The 20201-nt window shown below is 43.3% G+C and carries 19 protein-coding genes; 8 read left to right on the top strand and 11 right to left on the bottom strand.

Features of this window, described 5'->3' with window-relative positions:
- Positions 1–419 precede the first annotated feature (419 nt).
- Positions 420–1292, top strand: a complete 873-nt coding sequence (locus HMPREF1532_RS11720) for an aldose 1-epimerase family protein (protein WP_005929555.1) — start codon at positions 420–422, stop codon at positions 1290–1292.
- On the opposite strand, the gene HMPREF1532_RS11715 is transcribed toward HMPREF1532_RS11720, so the two are convergent.
- From HMPREF1532_RS11715 to HMPREF1532_RS11705, 3 genes are all read right to left on the bottom strand, one after another.
- A complete protein-coding gene (locus HMPREF1532_RS11715) occupies positions 1293–2123 on the bottom strand; it encodes a patatin-like phospholipase family protein (protein ID WP_005929552.1) in 831 nt (276 codons plus the stop codon). It lies immediately after the preceding gene.
- A 68-nt stretch (positions 2124–2191) separates the two neighbouring features.
- Complete coding sequence (locus tag HMPREF1532_RS11710; RefSeq protein ID WP_224206334.1) at positions 2192–2527, bottom strand: DUF4907 domain-containing protein; 336 nt, start codon at positions 2525–2527, stop codon at positions 2192–2194.
- On the bottom strand, positions 2514–3554 hold the full coding sequence (locus HMPREF1532_RS11705; RefSeq protein ID WP_373133479.1) for a Kelch repeat-containing protein: 1041 nt from the start codon (positions 3552–3554) through the stop codon (positions 2514–2516). The genes HMPREF1532_RS11710 and HMPREF1532_RS11705 overlap by 14 nt, the downstream gene beginning before the upstream one ends.
- Positions 3555–3776: 222 nt before the next feature.
- Between HMPREF1532_RS11705 and HMPREF1532_RS11700 the strand changes: the two genes are divergently transcribed.
- The 3 genes from HMPREF1532_RS11700 to HMPREF1532_RS11690 all read left to right on the top strand — a co-directional run bounded on the left by HMPREF1532_RS11700 (position 3777) and on the right by HMPREF1532_RS11690 (position 7570).
- On the top strand, positions 3777–5099 hold the full coding sequence (locus HMPREF1532_RS11700) for a DUF4270 family protein (protein ID WP_005929543.1): 1323 nt from the start codon (positions 3777–3779) through the stop codon (positions 5097–5099).
- 19 nt (positions 5100–5118) lie between these two features.
- Entirely contained in the window at positions 5119–6318 is a 1200-nt protein-coding gene (gene bamG, locus HMPREF1532_RS11695; protein ID WP_005929540.1) for a BamG family beta-barrel-assembly machinery protein, read from the top strand.
- 64 nt (positions 6319–6382) lie between these two features.
- Complete coding sequence (locus HMPREF1532_RS11690) at positions 6383–7570, top strand: C1 family peptidase (RefSeq protein ID WP_007481432.1); 1188 nt, start codon at positions 6383–6385, stop codon at positions 7568–7570.
- 97 nt (positions 7571–7667) lie between these two features.
- Here the strand turns inward: HMPREF1532_RS11690 and HMPREF1532_RS11685 are convergent, their stop codons facing one another.
- From HMPREF1532_RS11685 to HMPREF1532_RS11660, 6 genes are all read right to left on the bottom strand, one after another.
- Entirely contained in the window at positions 7668–8390 is a 723-nt protein-coding gene (locus HMPREF1532_RS11685) for a LytR/AlgR family response regulator transcription factor (protein WP_005929534.1), read from the bottom strand.
- Entirely contained in the window at positions 8390–9628 is a 1239-nt protein-coding gene (locus HMPREF1532_RS11680; RefSeq protein ID WP_005929531.1) for a sensor histidine kinase, read from the bottom strand. The genes HMPREF1532_RS11685 and HMPREF1532_RS11680 overlap by 1 nt, the downstream gene beginning before the upstream one ends.
- 99 nt (positions 9629–9727) lie before the next feature.
- On the bottom strand, positions 9728–11593 hold the full coding sequence (locus HMPREF1532_RS11675) for a carbohydrate-binding domain-containing protein (protein ID WP_187373829.1): 1866 nt from the start codon (positions 11591–11593) through the stop codon (positions 9728–9730).
- 24 nt (positions 11594–11617) lie between these two features.
- A complete protein-coding gene (locus HMPREF1532_RS11670) occupies positions 11618–12358 on the bottom strand; it encodes a DUF2490 domain-containing protein (RefSeq protein ID WP_005929525.1) in 741 nt (246 codons plus the stop codon).
- On the bottom strand, positions 12351–13022 hold the full coding sequence (locus tag HMPREF1532_RS11665; protein WP_005929522.1) for a DUF4956 domain-containing protein: 672 nt from the start codon (positions 13020–13022) through the stop codon (positions 12351–12353). The genes HMPREF1532_RS11670 and HMPREF1532_RS11665 overlap by 8 nt, the downstream gene beginning before the upstream one ends.
- A 181-nt stretch (positions 13023–13203) precedes the next feature.
- Positions 13204–13962, bottom strand: a complete 759-nt coding sequence (locus HMPREF1532_RS11660) for a polyphosphate polymerase domain-containing protein (RefSeq protein WP_005929519.1) — start codon at positions 13960–13962, stop codon at positions 13204–13206.
- Between the two features lie 297 nt (positions 13963–14259).
- Between HMPREF1532_RS11660 and HMPREF1532_RS11655 the strand changes: the two genes are divergently transcribed.
- From HMPREF1532_RS11655 to HMPREF1532_RS11640, 4 genes are all read left to right on the top strand, one after another.
- Complete coding sequence (locus HMPREF1532_RS11655) at positions 14260–14943, top strand: hypothetical protein (RefSeq protein ID WP_005929516.1); 684 nt, start codon at positions 14260–14262, stop codon at positions 14941–14943.
- Between the two features lie 168 nt (positions 14944–15111).
- Positions 15112–15984 carry an electron transfer flavoprotein subunit beta/FixA family protein gene (locus tag HMPREF1532_RS11650; RefSeq protein ID WP_005929512.1) on the top strand — a complete coding sequence of 291 codons (873 nt, stop codon included), beginning with the start codon at positions 15112–15114 and terminating at the stop codon, positions 15982–15984.
- Positions 15985–16053: 69 nt separating this feature from the next.
- Entirely contained in the window at positions 16054–17073 is a 1020-nt protein-coding gene (locus HMPREF1532_RS11645; protein WP_005929509.1) for an electron transfer flavoprotein subunit alpha/FixB family protein, read from the top strand.
- A gap of 3 nt (positions 17074–17076) precedes the next feature.
- Positions 17077–18783 carry an acyl-CoA dehydrogenase family protein gene (locus HMPREF1532_RS11640; protein ID WP_005929506.1) on the top strand — a complete coding sequence of 569 codons (1707 nt, stop codon included), beginning with the start codon at positions 17077–17079 and terminating at the stop codon, positions 18781–18783.
- Positions 18784–18885: 102 nt separating this feature from the next.
- Here the strand turns inward: HMPREF1532_RS11640 and HMPREF1532_RS11635 are convergent, their stop codons facing one another.
- Together HMPREF1532_RS11635 and HMPREF1532_RS11630 are read right to left on the bottom strand one after the other, a co-directional pair.
- Complete coding sequence (locus HMPREF1532_RS11635) at positions 18886–19200, bottom strand: chaperone modulator CbpM (protein WP_005929503.1); 315 nt, start codon at positions 19198–19200, stop codon at positions 18886–18888.
- Between the two features lie 16 nt (positions 19201–19216).
- Positions 19217–20155 carry a DnaJ C-terminal domain-containing protein gene (locus HMPREF1532_RS11630; protein WP_005929500.1) on the bottom strand — a complete coding sequence of 313 codons (939 nt, stop codon included), beginning with the start codon at positions 20153–20155 and terminating at the stop codon, positions 19217–19219.
- Between the last annotated feature and the right edge of the window lie 46 nt (positions 20156–20201).

Raw genomic sequence — 20201 nt, 5'->3', positions numbered from 1 at the left:
CACCGGACAACCATACCATCGCCCGTTCTTAAAAATCACAATGCCATCAACTATTATTTATTTTGCAAATGGTCTTTTGCATGAAAAGGAGAGTATAGACAACACAGCTCCGAAATACAAAATTTTCTTTTCTACTCATATATATTAGAATTAAAGATATAAAAATAAAACTGTCCTACTAAAAATCCTGAGGCAAAGATATTGCCGAAGATAGCAAATGACATGCTACATTTGTTTCATACTTTATCAATATTGATACATTAACACTGTAACAGAGAACTTTTTATCATTAGAAAAGGTATGTATACATATACGCATAAGTTGATTCGAAAGAATAACCGACCGGCTCCTTTTTCTTATAGCATGAACAAGCAAAAAGAAAAAACATTAACTTTGTATTTTATAAAAATAATGTCCATATGAAAACAATCTCCAACTCACAACTCACCATCCGGGTTTCTCCCCATGGTGCAGAACTTTGCAATATCGTCTGCAACGGTAAAGAATATCTATGGCAAGCCGATCCTTCTTTCTGGAAACGTCATTCTCCAGTGCTCTTCCCCATTGTAGGCAGCGTATGGGAAAATGAATACCGCATCGACGGAGCCACATACAATCTGACCCAACACGGTTTTGCCCGTGATATGAATTTCGAATTGATACGGGAACAACCGGATGAACTGCGCTATCGTTTAGCAGACAATGAAGAAAGCCGGAGGAGATATCCTTTCCCTTTTCGTCTTGAAATAGGATACCGGATACAAGGAAAACAGATAGAAGTTCTTTGGGAAGTAAAAAATACAGGAGACAAAGAGTTGCATTTCCAGATAGGAGCACATCCGGCATTTTATTTTCCGGCATTCGATATGAAAAGTAACGAACGCGGATACTTGGGATTCGACCGAACAGAAGATCTAAAATACATACTCATTTCTGAAAAAGGATGTGCCGACCCGGAACATGAATATCCTCTAAGACTGACAGACGGACTCCTTCCATTGGATACACACACTTTTGACCGCGATGCCTTGATCTTGGAAAACAATCAGGTGGAAAAAGTTACATTATATAATAAGGAGAAACAACCGTACTTAAGCCTGCGGTTCACAACTCCGGTGGTAGGACTTTGGTCACCGCCTGCCAAGAATGCCCCGTTCATTTGTATCGAACCGTGGTACGGACGTTGTGACCGTGCTCATTATGACGGAGAATATAAAGATAAAGATTGGATGCAGCATCTACAACCTGCCGCCGTGTTCAAAGGAGGATATGTTATCCAAATTGAAGAATAGTCAGAATATTGCTTTTGCACATTCATATCCCTCCTGATAGAAGTCAGTCAGTTTTTGAATATCCCGTTCGATACGATCCACAACTACTGGCTTCTGCGGACGGATTACAACAATTTTACCTTCATCTTCCATTCGTTCCACCATCTCTAACTGAGCATTATAAACGGCACAACGATGACTTAACGCTTCACGTATTTTCGGATATTTACGATAAACAAAAGATGGAATTTTAATGTCTTTGCTCTCTTTCCGGTATCCCCGATTTCGAGTCGATACTACCACATTATTTTTATATCCTTCATCTATCGCATGCTGCAAAGGAATGCTATCCACAATACCGCCATCCAACATCGGAATGCCATCCACATAAGCTATCGGACAAACAATCGGCAAGCTACTGGAAGCACGGACAATATCTATCACCCGGTTTTTATCCTGTTTTTCTTCAAAGTAATTGGCTTCTCCGGTCAGGCAGTTCGTTGTCACCATTACGAATCGTTCGGGAGACGAAAAATAAGCATCATAATCATAAGGAAGGATATGCTCGGGAAACTCTGTAAAAAGAAGATCGAAATCCAGAATGTTTCGCTTCTTGAGCAAATGACGCAAACCGATGTAATTGTACTTTTCCAACAAATCGATATTACTGTATTTGGCACGTCCGCGTTGCCGTGACATATAAGAGAGTCCGTTACATGCTCCGGCAGAAACACCGATTGTATAGGGGAAACGAATATTCCGGTCCATCAGATAGTCGAGTACACCACATGTGAAAACTCCACGCATCCCTCCACCTTCAAGTACCAGCCCGGTCTGATTATCAATAGTCATAGTTATTTCCTCTTTTGATTAATGCTTTTGCGCTTCAAAGATACGCTTTCCTGCTGAAAAAACAACTATCATTTCTTTATTCCCAAACTCTTTAAATCTTCTTCCGTCACACTGAAATCTTGCCCCGATTCCAATCGCTCTAATACTAAATCTCCAACTTTAGCAGCCTCATCCGGAGTATTAAATGGTTTTCTTTGTGACAAAACAGGAACAAACGGTTGATAGATAACCGTCTGTTTCCCTTGTTTGATTGTATATCCATATCCCTGATCCTTATCAAGTTTTATCACTTCCAGACAATAACGATTTCTTTTCTCTGCATAATAATAAGACCACCACATTCCTGACAACAAGATGACAACCAATCCGATAAAAAGCAATGTGCGTCTTTTATTCTTCTTCATACTCATATGGAGAAAGTTCCCAAGTATCGTCATAATAAGAACTGCTGGCTTGTCCGGTTACAACAAAACCTCGCGTGCCGGTAGAAAAAGCAACTGCATTTTTACGGACAGAGCCCTCGAAGGCAGTCAAATCTTCTCCTTCCCAAAGATCGGTAGCAGGATCATAAATCCAATAGTTACTCAATAAAGAACCATATTCTCCCGTCACCAAATAGCCTTTACCGTCAATTACAAAACTGACAGCATTAGCCCGGACAATAGAAGTGTAATCATCATCATAATCATCATCACTCGTATCAGCAATATCCCGCAGTTGAGTAAAAACTCCCGTTGAAGGATCGAAGCACCAGAAATCATATACATAAGAGCCGTTATTCACCCCACAGCAAATATATGCTTTGTCATCGATCACGAAAGAAGTACCTCCCTGACGCTTCTGTCCACCGAAACCGTTTACAATCTCCCACTGTTGTCCGGCAGCAGCCTGAGGATCGAAACGATAAAAATCCTTCTGATAATTTCCATTATACCCTGTTCCCACATAACCGTATTGGCCTATACCGAATGCAATGGCACTAATACGCGCACCTCCCTTATAGTCATCTTTTTGCGTCCAGGTATCAGTAGCCGGATCGTATTCCCAGGTATCAGCCAGATAATTCGAACTATTGTCCTGACCTAAAGTGATATATCCTTTCTCGCCTATGGCAAAACCGGAAGCACCGGTTCGCGCTGTTGCCGCATCGGGCATAGAGGCACATTGTGTCCAGTAACCACCCTGAATGTCGTATTCCCATAAATCGGTCACACGCTTATAGGTAGTACCGGTATATCCACCGCAAACATATCCCTTGTCAGCTATTGTAAAACCCGCAGCGCTGCCACGTGCCAGTCCGTCAAAATCGGAACGACGATGCCATACGCCTAACGTATAAGATTCATCATCTCCACAAGCACAGAAAGCAAAGCCCATCATAAAAAGTAAAAACAGCTTTTCAACTATGTTCTTCACTGAATAACAAGTCATAACATTCATTTCCTATCAAGTTTTAATCGTTAATTATTAGTCCGCAAATATAGAGGCGAAAGTAACAGTGAAGAAAAACTATCGACCAACACCTCCATTTCGACGACTAACAAAAATGAAGTCGATAAATGCCGGACATTAGTCGATACTTTTTGGGAAGGGGCTTCAAATGACCTTGTTTTGCAAAAGAATTTGATCATAAACATACTTATAACAAACCTTATGAGACGACTCATTCTTTTCTTTTCATTTTCATTGTGTCTGCTTATTCTCCTCTCCTGTCGTGACGAAATGTCCACCGCAGGAAGCAAATGGGTGGAAAGCGCATTACGAAACATCATAACAGACACATGCACTGTATCCCTCAGTACGATTCTGAGCGATTCTCTCGCAACCTCCGGCGATAGTATATGTCAGATAGGACACCATAACAGTTCTCTTTGGGGAGACATCCGAAGTTCTTTTTATGTAGAATACGATGTCCACACTTTATCTATAGATGACGAGGCTATTTATCAGTTCGATTCCATCACTTGCCGTTTATATGCTTCGGGAAATTATCTGGGAGACACGCTCTCCGGTGCACAACGCATCTACCTGCATCAACTCACGGAAAATATGGAATTAAACAACAACTATCTATATAGCACCTCTACCGTACCCTACAATCCTACCCCGCTCGCATCCTTCAGTTTCACTCCTCATCCGGGACAAGACAAAGAAGAAATATCCTTCCGCCTACCCGATGAATTGGGTAAAGAATGGTTGACCCTGTTGCAAGAGAATTCCGATAATATGAGCTCACAGGAGAAATTCCGGCTATATTTCAAAGGACTCGCCTTCGTACCCGATGCCGGAGGAACCTGCGTCAATGGGTTTCAGGTAAATGATTCGAGCCTCTGCATTCGGTTGCACTACCATATAATAACAGAAACGGCAAGCGAACAGACTTTGACATTCACCCCAAGCAATACACTGAAATTCACTCAAATCAAACATGACCGAAACGGTACGGTACTGTCGCTACTGCAAAGCGGTACGGATAATGCCCTGTCAAGTGAAAAAACAGATAACCAGAGCTATCTGCAAGGAATGACCGGTCTGTATATAAAAATAGAATTTCCCCACTTAAACAATCTACTTTGGGAAGGAGACCTGGTAACCATCGAGAGTGCAACCCTCCAACTTTATCCGGTGAAAGGGACTCACGGGGATCAGTACCCATTACCCGAAACCCTCATACTCTATACCGCCAATGAGAATGATGTGACAGAAGACGTGATCACCGATTTGTTAGGAACCTCCGTACAAAACGGTAGTTTGGTCACCGATGAAATGGCTCCGGAAAATACTTATTACTCTTTCGATATCACCTCTTTCCTGCAAAATAATCTGGGAGCTATCGGTTACAACCGGAAAAACCTGAAACTTATGTTGCCTGACGATCTGTTTTTTACCACTCTCAAAGGGGTTGTATTCGGAGATATGCAGCATAAAACAAATCCGGTAAAACTTACACTCAGATATAAAGTATATAATTACTAATTCCAAAAATCAATCCAGCATGAAAAGAGTTCTTTTTATCCTTGCCTTTTGCAATCCTGCATGGCTGATAGCACAAAATATGACAAATTCCCCCGGATCCATGTTTGGTTTGGGAGAACTTTCTACCGGAGAAGGTGGTCAATATGCAGGTTTTGGCGGTACCGGCATCGCACTACGGGGCAGTTCGTTTATCAACCCCTCCAATCCGGCATCTCTGACAGAACTCACCGAACAGCGTTTTGTATTTGACGCCGGTCTTATGGGTGCTTATAATTCATACACACAAACCGGTGTCACCAACAACTCTATTGTGGGCAATCTGAATAATCTAAGTATCGGTTGCCGGATCATTCCTCGATGGTATGGTGCCGTTTTCCTAACTCCCGTCAGCAGTGTAGGATATGCCATCACTTTGGATCAAGAGATAGAGGGCGCATCCGGCTCTACCATCTCCTCTTTCTTTGAAGGTACGGGATATCTATCCAAAATAGGCTTCAGCAATGCCTTTCTAATCGGTAAAAATATTTCGATCGGTGTAAATCTCTCTTATATCACAGGAACTATCACGCAAAGTGAAACTCAAGGAAGCACCATTATAGAGGAAAGTTCATCCAAACATGCATTTTATGCCGACTTCGGAATGCAATACAAGCTACCTTTAACCCGTGACAAATATTTCCTGATGGGAGTTACCTACGGTTACTCGCAACATCTTACCCAAGACAATGATCTCACCGTAAGCAGCACCTCAAGTACGGAAACAATTGAAAAAAGTCCCAAAGTATACAGCCAATACCTACCGCAATTTATCGGCGTAGGACTCTCTTATAATTCTTTACGCTGGATGGCCACCACTGATTATAAATACGTTGATTGGAGCCGGATGAAATCTTCAAAATCATCTGTCAGCTTTACCAATCAACACCGTTTGGCTGCCGGAATAGCCTATACAATAAACAATCCGTACAAAAAATCTATAAAATTGCTATTAGGAACAGGATTAAGCAATCCCTACGTTGCCATTAACAAACGAAAAGCAAAAAACTACTATATCAGTACGGGAGCCAATTTTACCACCCGCAATAGTAATATTATCTCTATCGGGTTGAAATACAGCGACCAATTCAAGATTCCTTCGGGATTGCCGCGAGAAAAAGGAGTCAGTCTCTTCTTCAACATCTCTTTTTCCGAACGAACCTACCGGGCAAAACTACAATAATTATTTCTTTTTTAAAGATATTGCTGTATCTTTGTCGCATAAATATAACAAAAACAGCATAATAATGAAAAAGACAATTCTTATTGCAGCAACACTCTGCTTTTGCAGTATGAACATGAAGGCTCAAGACACCACAAAAGAAGAAGGCTTCGTTTTCACTACGGTCAAGGAAAACCCGATTACCTCTATCAAGAATCAGAACCGTTCGAGTACCTGTTGGAGCTTCTCAGCCCTCGGTTTCCTTGAATCGGAACTGCTCCGTATGGGAAAAGGCGAATACGACCTCTCGGAAATGTTCGTCGTTCACCATACAATGACCGACCGTGCACGCAACTACGTTCGCTATCACGGGGACAGTTCTTTCTCACCGGGTGGAAGTTTCTATGACATCATGTACTGTCTGAAAAATTACGGACTCGTACCGCAGGAAGCCATGCCGGGCATCATGTACGGTGATTCATTACCAGTACACAATGAACTGGACGCTGTGGCCGAAGCATATACAAATGCCATTGCCAAAGGTAAACTTACTAAGCTGACTCCGGTATGGCAACAAGGCCTTAGCGCTATTTACGATACTTATCTGGGACAATGCCCGGAAAAATTCACTTATAAAGGTAAAGAATATACTCCGAAAAGTTTTGCAGAATCATTGGGTATAAACCCGGACGATTATGTATCTCTGACATCTTATACCCATCATCCGTTCTATACCCAGTTTGCTATTGAAATTCAAGATAACTGGCGCAACGGACTGTCATGGAACCTGCCACTGGACGAATTCATGGCTGTAATGGACAATGCCGTCAAAAAGGGATACACCTTTGCATGGGGTAGTGATGTAAGCGAACAAGGCTTTACCCGCGATGGTATCGCTGTAATGCCGGATGCTGCTAAAGGTGCTGAACTGACAGGTTCCGATATGGCCCGTTGGACCGGTTTGACAGCTGCCGATAAACGTAAAGAATTAACTTCACGCCCTTTGCCGGAAATGAACGTTACACAGGAAATGCGCCAACAAGCTTTTGACAACTGGGAAACCACCGATGATCACGGCATGGTAATCTATGGTATTGCCAAAGACCAAAATGGCAAAGAATACTTCATGGTAAAGAACTCTTGGGGTCTCAGTGGTAAATACAAAGGAATCTGGTATGCTTCAAAGGCATTTGTTGCTTACAAGACGATGAACATCCTGGTACATAAGGATGCACTTCCGAAAGATATCGCTAAAAAGTTGGGTATCAAATAATATCCTACCCATATATATCCATCAAAGGGGTACAGAAAATCATCAGATTCTGTACCCCTCTTTCTTTAGCTATACAATTCTATTAACCGATAACCGTTTACATCAACTTCTCAATATACTGCGTAAACCGCTCTTTATAATTCTCCCCTACCGGAATATAAGTATTACCATTAAAGATAATACGCAAACGGGAAATTTCCGTAATTTTATGAAGGTTGACAATGTAAGAGCGATGTACACGCATAAATTGTTGAGCAGGTAACCGTTCTTCCAACTTATGAAGACTCATAAGAGTAACGATCGGTTTTTCTTCCCCTTCTACAAAAATACGTACATACTCGCTCATCCCTTCTATATATTTTATCTCCGCAATATCAATACGTACCACCCGGTATTCGGATTTCACAAACAGTGACCCGTTTCTAACCTGAGACGTTGTCTCCGTATCACCCTGATCCATCCGCCGATATTCATATTGCTTACGTGCCTTGTCCGCAGCTTTCAGCAAATCCTGAAACTCAAAAGGTTTTAACAAATAATCTACCGCATCTGCCTTAAACCCCTCAACGGCATATTCCGAATAAGCAGTAGTAAACACAATCAGTGGTTTTACCACCAGCGAACGGACAAAATCAAGCCCATTAAGATCGGGCATATTTATATCCACAAATATCAAATCGACCTCTTCCCGTGCCAATACATCCATAGCTTCGAATGCATCGTGGCAAGACTTCACTAAGGACAAAAAAGGAACCCGGGAAATATATTCCGATAATTGTGCCAACGCCAACGGTTCATCATCAATAGCCAGACATTTCATCATAAAAGAGGTATTATAAGTAAAACACTAAAACAGTCGTCCGTCTCATCAATAGAAAGTGTATAATCGTTTCCAAAAAGTAACCGGAGACGTTTACGAATATTCTCAAGACCGATACCGTGATACTGTCCACCTTCTTTCCGCCGATTACTGTTGCTACATCGGAAAAGGAGCTTGTCTCCATCCAGTTCCATAGAAATATGGATGAACGAATCTTTACGGTAGCTGACACCGTGTTTGAAGGCATTCTCTATAAAAGAGATAAAAAGTAAAGGCGGAATCTGTACTTCCGGCACCTCATGCGGTAAAGAAACTTCAATACCCACCTTATTTATATACCGGAGTTTCATCAATTCGATATAATTATCCAAAAACTGTATCTCACGAGAAAGCAAGATGGTCTTATTACTGGTCTCATACAGTACATAACGCATCAGCTTAGAAAGTTCTACCAATGCTTTTTTCGCTTTCGTTGCATCGATGTCTACCAGAGCATGGATGTTATTGAGCGTATTCATAAAAAAATGGGGGTTTATCTGATATTTCAGATATTCCAGTTCTGATTGCAGGCGTTTATGTTCCAGTTCTTTCAAAGTCTGTTCATCGCGCAGAGATTTAAACATCAATTTGATGGCGATATTGAAACCGACCAGTAGGACGGCCATAGCCATACGTACAAGCGCAGGTCCCGGCAAAGGAAAAGGAGCATGTAAGTCAAAATCATTGGGAGCCCGGCGTTCCATTCTGTCACGCGGTCCCCTCCCTTTGTCCGCACGATCATTTCTTTCCGAAGGATGCTGCATAGAAGACGCAGAATCCTCCCCTTGTAAAAACGGTTCCTGCATCGCAGGGTGCTTCGTAAATGAATGTTCTTCCGGCATCCGCTGCTCCATAGGAGGACGGTTCTGTTGTTTGAAACGATTGTCATAAGGAGGACGGGCAAGGTGCGGATAAATACCAAAAAGTAAAACAATAATGACAAGCAAAGAAGATGCATATGCCACATATTTTTTACGAAACAGTAGATATGGAACCAAAAGATAATTATTAGCTACAAAAAGTAAGAAGAAAGGAAGCATCATCAGCCAGGCCACCCGAACGAAACTCCAGTTAAACGTAACCTTCGTGCTGGTTGCGGCATTATAGTAGTCACCCACAATCGGCACAAGAAATACAATAAGCCAGATTACGAGATAAATAACCTGCTCCGGTAAATGCTGTCTGTTGATTCGTCTCATCGCTTAATAAAATAAGAATGATACAAATATAAGCCCTTTATCCGCTTTCTGCAAAGAGAATAGACAAAGGGCATGTTTTTATCGCTAATCCGGCTGTTATTACCATCCCCAACCGCCGGGTCCCCCACCAGGCCCACCGCCTCCACCGGGATTACCACCACCGGAAGCAGAACCGATCTGAGTAACCATTGAATTAGCAGTAAAAGTTGCCGCTTGCGTACCACCGTCATAAATCGCTCCAGTATACAATCCGTAAAACGAAGAACCATCGGTCACAGAACCACCCGTATAAATGGTATAACTACCGTTTTCCAACTGCGGACTGCTAAAAAGCAATGTCATCTGCTGATAAGTACGCGGAATCATGTAAGTCATCAGATTTGTACCATCCGAAGACTGGATACCGATATATTGCCCCGCCGAACCGGAACCACCGTAAATTACACTTCGTTGGGTACAAGAATTGGCTGTAGGCGTGCTTGTTCCTCCTCCAATACCTAAAACAGTGCCACCCGTTATTTTAAAGGTATTCTGATCACAATCAAACCCGTCTTCGGGCGAGGCCGTACCGGAAGCAACAACCGTTCCACCGGTGATGGTTAACGTTCCATTGGAATCGACACCGTCATTGCCAGTGCTATAACAATAGACACTTCCTCCGTTTATGGTAATATTGTTGCTGGCATTTAAGCAATCGTCATAGGCATATACGGCTATGTCACCTCCATTAATAGTCATCACATTTTTACTTTCGATGCCCTCGCTGCCTTCGCCACCGGTCGCTCTCACCCATATGGTACCGCTTTCTATAGTCAGACTGCTTTTACTTTTAATGCCTTTAGCCGAAGAGTCGAGCCGCCCGTATACGTATTGTTTCCCGGTAGTGACAACTCGCAACGTACCTCCATAAAGATATATCTCACCATCGCAGTTCAGGCCTTTCCCGGCCGATCCGCTACTCTTCAGAAGCACAGTGCCGGCAGTCATGGCAAACGTCGTGCCGCTATTGATACAGGAAGAGGAAGAAATATCACTATCTTCATAAACAGCATTACCCGTAGTAATAACCGTAGTCCGTCCTCCAGTGACACTTATCGGACCTTTCTCACACTGAATACCATCGTCTGTGGCCGTAATATTCAATATTCCTCCCCCAATAACGACGGCATCGTTGACGTGTATACCGTCTTTCACCGCTCCTACAACTGTCACACGGCTCCCTTGCCGGAACCTGACATAATCGTCACTGCATATACCATGTTTATAATTACCGGTAACACGCAGTTTGCCTCCTCCACTAAAAATAAGCTGTCCTTCGCTGAAGAAGCATCCTTTCATATCTTCGCCATCGGTCAACACATAAGAAGAACCATCAACAAGTGTATTCTCCGTCCCGTCCGGAGAAACCACAAATACTCTCTTTCCACTCTGAATATTGATAGCAGCTCCGGAAGGATTCACAATATTCACCCCGTTCAGAGTCAACTTGAACTTATTGTCGCTATATACTTTAAATGAGCCATCGGTGGTTACACCGGAAAGTATATATTCTACTTTCTTCACAGTAGAAGTTACCACCACATGCGCCCCGTCCTGAGAGATATCAACCCCTTCAACATTGCTTATCACCGTTGCTGATGTGCCGGAATAAGCTATTTCGACCGTAGAAGAAAATTCCGAGTTCTCAATGAAATCATCATAGTTCTCATTATCCTTGTCCGCTACAATGGTTTCATCTATATCATCACCACTCATATCCGTATCGTCAATGACAACCTCAAAATCAAATAACGTGCCCGTCCCGTCAAAGGAGCCACTTCCCCCATCCGATGTATCCGTACCATCCGGAAGTACCGGCTGACCGCTTTCGGTTTCAGTCCCCCAGTCGGCAAACGGATCGGTAGAGCAACAGGTAGATACGGCCAACCATGCAGCTATACCAATGAACAATTTTATCTTTTTCATTTCTATCATCATAGTTACTTCTCCTTAAAACTTAAACGAATATCCCACTCCTATCACATGTCCGTCGGCCTCATCTTCATCCGCCTCATTCTGATAACGGTAGCATAAATCAAACGTATTCTTCTTGTTCAATTTGTAAGATGTCCCAAGCGTCCAACGTATCTTCTTGAACCCCTCACCATTCAGCGAATGATACCATTCACAGGAAGTATAGGGTTTAAAAGGGCTCTTCCTTATATCATATTCCACCTGCAACCGGGAACGAAGAACATGAACGGACTTTGCCGGAATTTCTTCATTCTCTTTCCGTATCTGTTCTTCAAGATTATACTTGGGTACGGAAAGTCCCACCCGATAGGTATATTGATACCGTTCACGCAGTGAGAATTCAAACCTGTTCCATTTGTAGCTTCCTGTCAATGATACATTTACACGATGCCTGGGCGATCCGTATTCGGGAATATAGTTTTCCTTCTTGGTCGTTTTATCCGGATGATTGTAATAAATATAAGTATACCCCGCACTTGCTTTCAGAAAAGGAAACAGCCTATAAGAAAGTCCTGCTGTCCCTCCCCAACGATCCACTGCCCTCAGGTTGTCGCGTAAACGAAATTCTCCTTCAAGAAAAGCATCCAACCCCGGAAAGATTTTCTTTTTGACTTCCGCACTCGCCCATAATCCGAGATCATCGCTCTGTGCACACAATTTTCCCATCCCCATACACAAAAAAACGATAATTACTCCTGCACTCTGCCACTTATTCATCTTCACGTGGTATTCTGATAAGCGTATCAATCGTATTGACTTCATCACTCACCGGTTCATAATAAAGTTTCAATATGGCCGAGTCGCGTAAGAAATCGATATGTCCCACTTCCACACGGATAATATCGAGTCCGGTACGTCCCTGCAAATCTTTCAGTAATTCATCTTTTTTATCCGGACGAATCAATTCGATACGGTCATATTGCACCAATTTACAGGAAACATGCCGTAAATACCGGCTACTCTCACAAAGCCAGATACTGAATACAAAAAGAAGATTCGTACCCAACAACTCGGCGTAACTGATTTCAACCGCCAGCGCATTAATCACTGAAATAGCTATAATGACAAAAAGATAAGTCATTTCACGCACCGGCATGGATTCTGTACGATAACGGATAATACCGAAAATGGCAAAAAGTCCCAATGCAAAACCGATCTTCAACTTAACGCTACCCAACAGGAAAATCATCAGGAAGATGCTGATACTGATCAATGTAAAAGTGAAGTAATAATCACGTCGCTTACTTTTGGGATAGTAAAAACAACGAAGGATAACGGAAACCACCAACAGATTGAATAAAAAACGCAACAACAGTTGTAGAAAACCAATCCTATCCATCAACGGCGTTTCAATAAAAGAAAGTTCACTTAGTTCATTCATATATTATATTTTTAATTGTTAGCAATCTATCATATTCATTGTTAGCAATCTATCATACCTGTCAATTCAGTTCCAGAATTCAGTTTCCAAAACATCCCCATGTTCTGAATAACAACATCCCCATGTTTTCCAGAACAACATCCGGATGTTTTAAAGTAAAACATGGGGATGTTGTTCCATCTTAAAATACGATTTCCTGTATCCTCCCAACTACTCTTATCTTCTGCTTAAACCTATTATGCTTAACAGTAGGAGAAGTAAGTACTGTGCCCATGCAATATTTACTTATTCCGGAAGGTTGTATATGGAGGTTACGCAAAACTTCACGAATGGGTGAAAAGGTTCTTCCGTCCCGTTTCAACTCAATGATTACCATTCTGTTCAATGCCGCCTCCTTCCCGGTCTGAAGGTTACAGAAACAGATGTCTGTATCAATAGTGAGTCGTTCCGTCATCGCTTTATTGACCAATGTAATCCGATAAAAATTATTTTCCAACCATGGTTTCAATTCCGACAAATGATACCAGGCATGCTTCTCCAAAAACCCTTCTGCCCCGTCGGTATACAAAGAATGTATATTTCCTACCCGGATACGCCGTTTGTCCGTTCTTCCTTTATTATCTTTATTCTTCACTTCCAGAAATGTCAGACCAGAAGATACATACGTACGCACGCGAATCTTTTCACGTACCCGATGCCCGTTCTGATGAGCCATATACATATCCCTGCCAGAAGTATCCAAATACACAGTACGATAAGCAATGTTTCGTGTACCCTCCACTTCCTGTACCCGATAATCCGTAACGGCAAATTGTAGGATAAGTGATAATTTATCCAACGAAGTGACAAATTTCGTATCCGTACGGTTCATCAGACGGATACCGCTCATTTCTTCCAAAGAAACAGGTAAAAATGCGGAAAGTGCAGTTTGTATATCCATGTCCCGGCTCCATATTACATTTATATTACGAAAATAGGAATTAGGGAAAACTCCGGAAAAAAGAATCAGCGAACGGGCCTTTTTTATCTGTGAACTCCACGCAAGCTAAAAGTGTTTCAATCGTTTTACCAAATGCGTCCTATCGGATAGAAATATAAATACCGTATTAAGACACATGTTACCGAAACTCGAAAGGTCAAAACAAAAAAACAGATATTTCAAGTGAATGAGAACGACATGTACAATTACTTTCCAAAAACCACTATCTTTGCAGCCTAAACAAATAACTCTGACAAAATGAAAAAACAATATATACTCTCCCTCCTACTATTCATGTACTCTTTCACAGCGTACACACAAGATATTTTTATCAATGCCGATTTTGTGAGCAGCTACATGTGGCGCGGTATGAAATGCGGCAATGCCGCCGTACAGCCCACATTAGGTATAACAATGGGAGGTTTCACCCTCTCTGCATGGGGCTCTACCGAATTCCGTAACGAAAACAATGAGATAGACCTTACGCTGGAATACCAGTTCAAAAGACTGACTCTGAACGTCACCAACTATTTTGAGCAAAGCGAAGAGGAACCATTCGACTACTTCAACTATGCGGTACACAGCAGCGGGCATACATTCGAAGCAGGAGCCGGATATACCATCAGCGAAAAATTTCCTCTTACCGCCTCCTGGTATACCGTTTTTGCCGGTAATGATTATCGCGAAGACGGTAAACGCGCCTGGTCCAGCTATTGCGAATTCTCCTACCCCTTCAGCCTGAAAGGATTCGACCTGTCTGTAGAAGCCGGATTCACTCCGTGGGAGGGCGAATACGCCGACAAGTTCAATGTGAATAATATCGCTCTCAGCATTTCCCGCGAAATACAGGTCAGCAACCGTTTTTCTTTCCCCATTTTCGGAAAGTTAGGCTTCAACCCCTACGAAAGCACCGCTTATTTCGTCTTTGGAATCAGCCTATAATTGCTCAAAAACCTTAATGATGTGCATTTTCTTAACGGTTTTCTTGTCAGAACCAACTGTTTCCGTAAATTTGCACGCTGATAGTTAACCGGATAGTTTGATAGCAAGATCCTTACTACCGACTACTGGCTACTAACTTGTAGAAATACTAATACTAAAATTAATAACATGAGTTTGAAAATTGTTGTATTGGCAAAACAAGTTCCCGACACACGTAATGTTGGGAAGGATGCCATGAAAGCCGACGGAACCATTAACCGTGCGGCACTCCCTGCCATCTTCAACCCCGAAGACCTGAATGCCCTTGAGCAGGCTCTCCGATTGAAAGATGCCCATCCGGGCTCCACCGTTACCATTCTTACAATGGGACCGGGCCGTGCAGCCGATATTATTCGTGAAGGACTTTTCCGTGGTGCCGATAACGGTTATCTGTTGACCGACCGTGCATTTGCCGGTGCCGATACATTGGCCACATCGTATGCCCTGGCCACTGCCATCAAAAAAATAGGTGAATGTGACATTATCATCGGTGGTCGTCAGGCTATCGATGGAGATACCGCACAGGTAGGTCCGCAGGTGGCAGAAAAGTTAGGTCTGACTCAGATTACATACGCTGAAGAAATCTTGAAAGTAGCCGACGGACACATTACTGTAAAACGTCACATCGACGGTGGCATTGAAACGGTAGAAGGCCCGTTGCCTATCGTGATTACCGTTAACGGAAGTGCTGCTCCCTGCCGTCCGCGTAATGCCAAACTCGTACAGAAGTACAAACATGCCAAAACAGTCACCGAGAAACAACAAGGCAATCTGGATTACACCGACCTTTATGATAAACGCGATTATCTGAATCTCGTAGAATGGAGTGTAGCCGATGTAAACGGTGACCTTGAACAATGTGGTCTCAGTGGTTCACCGACCAAGGTGAAAACCATCCAGAACATCGTGTTCCAGGCAAAAGAGAGTAAAACGATCACTGGCAGCGACCATGATGTAGAAAACCTGATTGTTGAACTGTTAGCTAACCACACCATTGGCTAAGAAGTCGGAATACAGTAGAAGTGTTTTTACTACTTGCTGCTATATTCCAACTACTAACTACTTAAAAATATGAATAACTTATTTGTATATTGCGAAATAGAAGAAGGTATCATCGCGGATGTAAGCCTCGAACTTCTGACCAAAGGCCGCTCGTTAGCTAACGAACTGAACTGCGCACTCGAAGCCGTAGTTGTGGGAAGCGGTCTCAAAGACATTGAAAAACAAATCCTGCCGTATGGCGTAGACAAACTCCACGTATTCGACGGTGAAGGACTTTACCCTTATACTTCTCTTCCACACACTTCTGTCCTCGTAAATCTGTTTAAAGAAGAACAACCGCAAATCTGCCTGATGGGTGCTACCGTTATCGGTCGCGACCTCGGACCACGCGTATCTTCCGCACTGACCAGTGGTTTGACAGCCGACTGTACTTCACTCGAAATCGGTGACCATGAAGACAAAAAAGCAGGAAAAGTTTATAAGAACCTGTTATATCAGATCCGTCCGGCTTTCGGCGGTAACATCGTTGCTACGATTGTGAATCCGGAACACCGTCCGCAAATGGCGACTGTCCGCGAAGGTGTGATGAAAAAAGCAATCCTTTCTGCCGATTATAAGGGAGAAGTGATCCGTCATGATGTGAAGAAATATGTAGCCGATACGGACTATGTAGTGAAAGTAATCGAACGTCACGTAGAAAAGGCAAAGAACAATTTGAAAGGTTCGCCGATCATCATTGCCGGTGGCTACGGAGTAGGATCCAAAGAAAATTTCGACTTGTTGTTCGAACTCGCCAAAGTGCTGAATGCCGAAGTAGGTGCCAGCCGTGCCGCAGTGGATGCCGGTTTCATCGACCATGACCGGCAGATCGGTCAGACCGGTGTTACGGTTCGTCCGAAACTGTATATCGCTTGCGGTATCTCAGGACAAATCCAGCACATCGCCGGTATGCAGGAAAGTGGTATTATCATCTCCATCAACAGCGATCCCGAAGCACCGATCAATACGATTGCGGATTACGTAATCAACGGAAGCATCGAAGAAGTCGTGCCGAAGATGATCAAGTATTATAAACAAAATAGTAAGTAAGAAATGGCTAACTTTTATTTAGATACGCCGGAACTCAAGCATCACTTGAGCCATCCGCTGATGAAGAGAATCGTTGAGCTGAAAGAGCGCAACTATGCAGATAAAGATAACTTCGACTACGCTCCGGTAGATTTTGAAGATGCAATGGACAGCTACGACAAAGTGTTGGAAATTGTAGGTGAAATATGTGGCGACATCATCGCTCCCAATGCCGAAGGCGTTGATCACGAAGGACCGGTATGTGCCAATAACCGTGTGACCTATGCCAGCGGTACTGCTGCCAATCTGGAAGCCTGCCGCAAAGCCGGTTTGATGGGTATGGCTATGCCACGCCGTTTCGGCGGCCTGAACTTCCCGATCACTCCGTACATCATGGCTGCCGACATCGTAAGCCGCAGTGATGCCGGATTCGAGAACCTTTGGGGATTGCAGGATTGTGCAGAAACAATTTATGAATTCGCAAACGAAGATCAGAAGAAACGCTACATCACCCGTGTGTGCCAAGGTGAAACCATGTCTATGGACTTGACCGAACCGGATGCCGGTTCCGATCTTCAGGCTGTCATGCTGAAAGCTACCTACAGTGAGAAAGACCAATGCTGGTATCTGAACGGTGTGAAACGTTTTATCACGAACGGTGACTCTGATATCCACCTCGTACTGGCACGCTCGGAAGAGGGAACTCATGACGGCCGTGGCTTGTCCATGTTCATTTATGACAAACGTAACGGTGGTGTTAGCGTTCGCCGTATCGAAAACAAAATGGGTATCAAGGGCTCTCCTACTTGCGAACTCGTATATAAGAATGCCAAAGCAGAGCTTTGCGGTGACCGGAAATTAGGACTTATCAAATATGTAATGGCCCTGATGAACGGTGCCCGTCTGGGCATCGCAGCACAGTCGGTAGGTATCCTGCAGGCCACTTATAATGAAGCATTGGCCTATGCAAAAGATCGTAAACAGTTTGGAAAAGCAATCATCGAGTTCCCGGCCGTAGCCGAAATCCTGTCTTTGATGAAAGCCAAACTGGATGCTACGCGCGCTTTATTGTACGAGACTTCCCGCTTTGTCGACATCTACAAAGCATTGGATGATATTGCCAAAGAACGTAAACTGACTCCGGAAGAACGTGCCGAACAAAAGACCTTTGCCAAACTGGCAGACAGCTTTACCCCATTAGCTAAAGGTATGGGTAGCGAATTTGCCAATCAGAATGCTTACGACTGTATTCAGATACACGGTGGTTCCGGTTTTATGAAAGACTATGCCTGCGAACGTATCTACCGGGATGCACGTATCACTTCTATCTACGAAGGAACTACCCAGTTGCAGGTAGTAGCAGCAATCCGCTACGTAACGACCGGTGCTTACCTCAACCGCATCAAAGAATATGAAAATGCAATAGTAGCTCCGGAGATGGAAGGCTTGCACAATCGCCTGAAGAGTATGGCGAGCAAATATGCAGCTTGTGTAGCGCAAGTTACAGAAGCCAAAGATCAGGAATTACTCGATTTCTGTGCACGCCGCCTTGTAGAAATGGCTGCTTACACCATCATGGGACACTTGATGGTACAGGATGCTTCTAAAAACGCAGAACTGTTCGGTACATCTGCACAAGTATTTGTCCGTTATGCCGAAAGTGAAGTAGAAAAGCATATCAACTTTATCCGTAAATTCGATAAAGACGATCTGGCTTACTACAGAAAATAAGCGGTAAACCGATATTATCCAATATAAAAATGCCCGGCCTCATCAACAAGCCGGGCATTTTTCATATTAAATAGGTAATCATTCCGCCTTTCCTGTTTCTTTTCACCATTCCGTTTCTTCCAGCTCATGCTTTCTATAAACAAGAAGCTGGTTACGGAGCGAGTTCATTTCCCGACGCATCCCCTCCATTCTCTCCAGAAGATGATGGATAGCATCGATACCTTCCATATTGATAGATAAATCGTAATACATCCGGCTGTAGCGTTCCACCTCCGGAAGTTGTGACACGAGCAGATAATGTTCATCTCCTTCGGTCCGGATTTCAATCAACCCTTCTTCTTGCAACAAATCAATAAACGAGGGCTCGATTTGACATTTGTGACAATATTCACTGACTATAATTAATTCGGTCTGCATAGTGCTGATTCTTTTTTTAGTTCATACTCTGTAATTCCCGGAACAACTCTTTCTGCCTATCTGTCAGATTAGTAGGCGTTTTGACATTATAAGTCACAATTAAATCGCCAAATTGTCCTTCTTTCTTATAGACAGGAAAACCTTTTCCTTTCAACCGTACTTTCGTACCGTTCTGCGTTTCCGGTTTTACTTTCAATTTCACTTTGCCATTCAACGTATCTACCTCCTGTTCACCTCCCAATACGGCCGTATAAAGATTCAACGAAACATCGATATAAAGGTCGTCACCCAGACGTTTGAACACAGGATCTTCCGGAATCACAAACGTGATGTATAAGTCTCCTGCAGGACCTCCGTTGATACCTTCGCCACCGTAACCTTTTAATTTGATCACCTGTCCATTGGCTACACCTGCCGGAATGGTAATACGGACGTTCTTCCCATTCACTGTCAACACCTGTTTATGGGTCTCGGCAGCATCACGAAGAGACAAATGCAGTTCTGCGTTAAAGTCCTGTCCACGGAAACCGGCACTGCTACGCCCTCCTCTGGCACGCCCTCCAAACATGGATTCAAAGAAATCAGAAAATCCTTCACCACCTGATCCGGAAAAGCCTTGCCCGTCGGACGAATACCAATATCCGTTCTCATCACCTCCTCCGAAACCGGAGAATCCACCGCCGGCACCTGCTTGCTGCCGCGCCCGCTTCTGCGCTTCAAACTCATCGGCATGCTTCCAATGCTCACCGTATTCATCGTACTTCTTACGTTTTTCCGGATCGCTCAACACTTCATTAGCCTCGTTTATCTCCTGAAACTTATCCTTTGCGCTCGGGTCGTTCGGATTTAAATCCGGGTGATACTTACGGGCCAACTTACGAAAAGCCTTCTTTATATCATCTTGAGAAGCACTTTTGTCAACTCCTAAAATTTTGTAATAATCTATATAGGCCATGCTTTTATATTTTAAACGTTTCACTACTATAAACGTTCACAAATAA

It is taken from the genome of Bacteroides salyersiae WAL 10018 = DSM 18765 = JCM 12988 (assembly GCF_000381365.1).
Classification (GTDB): Bacteria; Bacteroidota; Bacteroidia; order Bacteroidales; family Bacteroidaceae; genus Bacteroides; species Bacteroides salyersiae.
The sequence above is the reverse complement of the archived record's forward strand: the minus strand, read 5'-3'. Positions and strand labels throughout refer to the sequence as shown.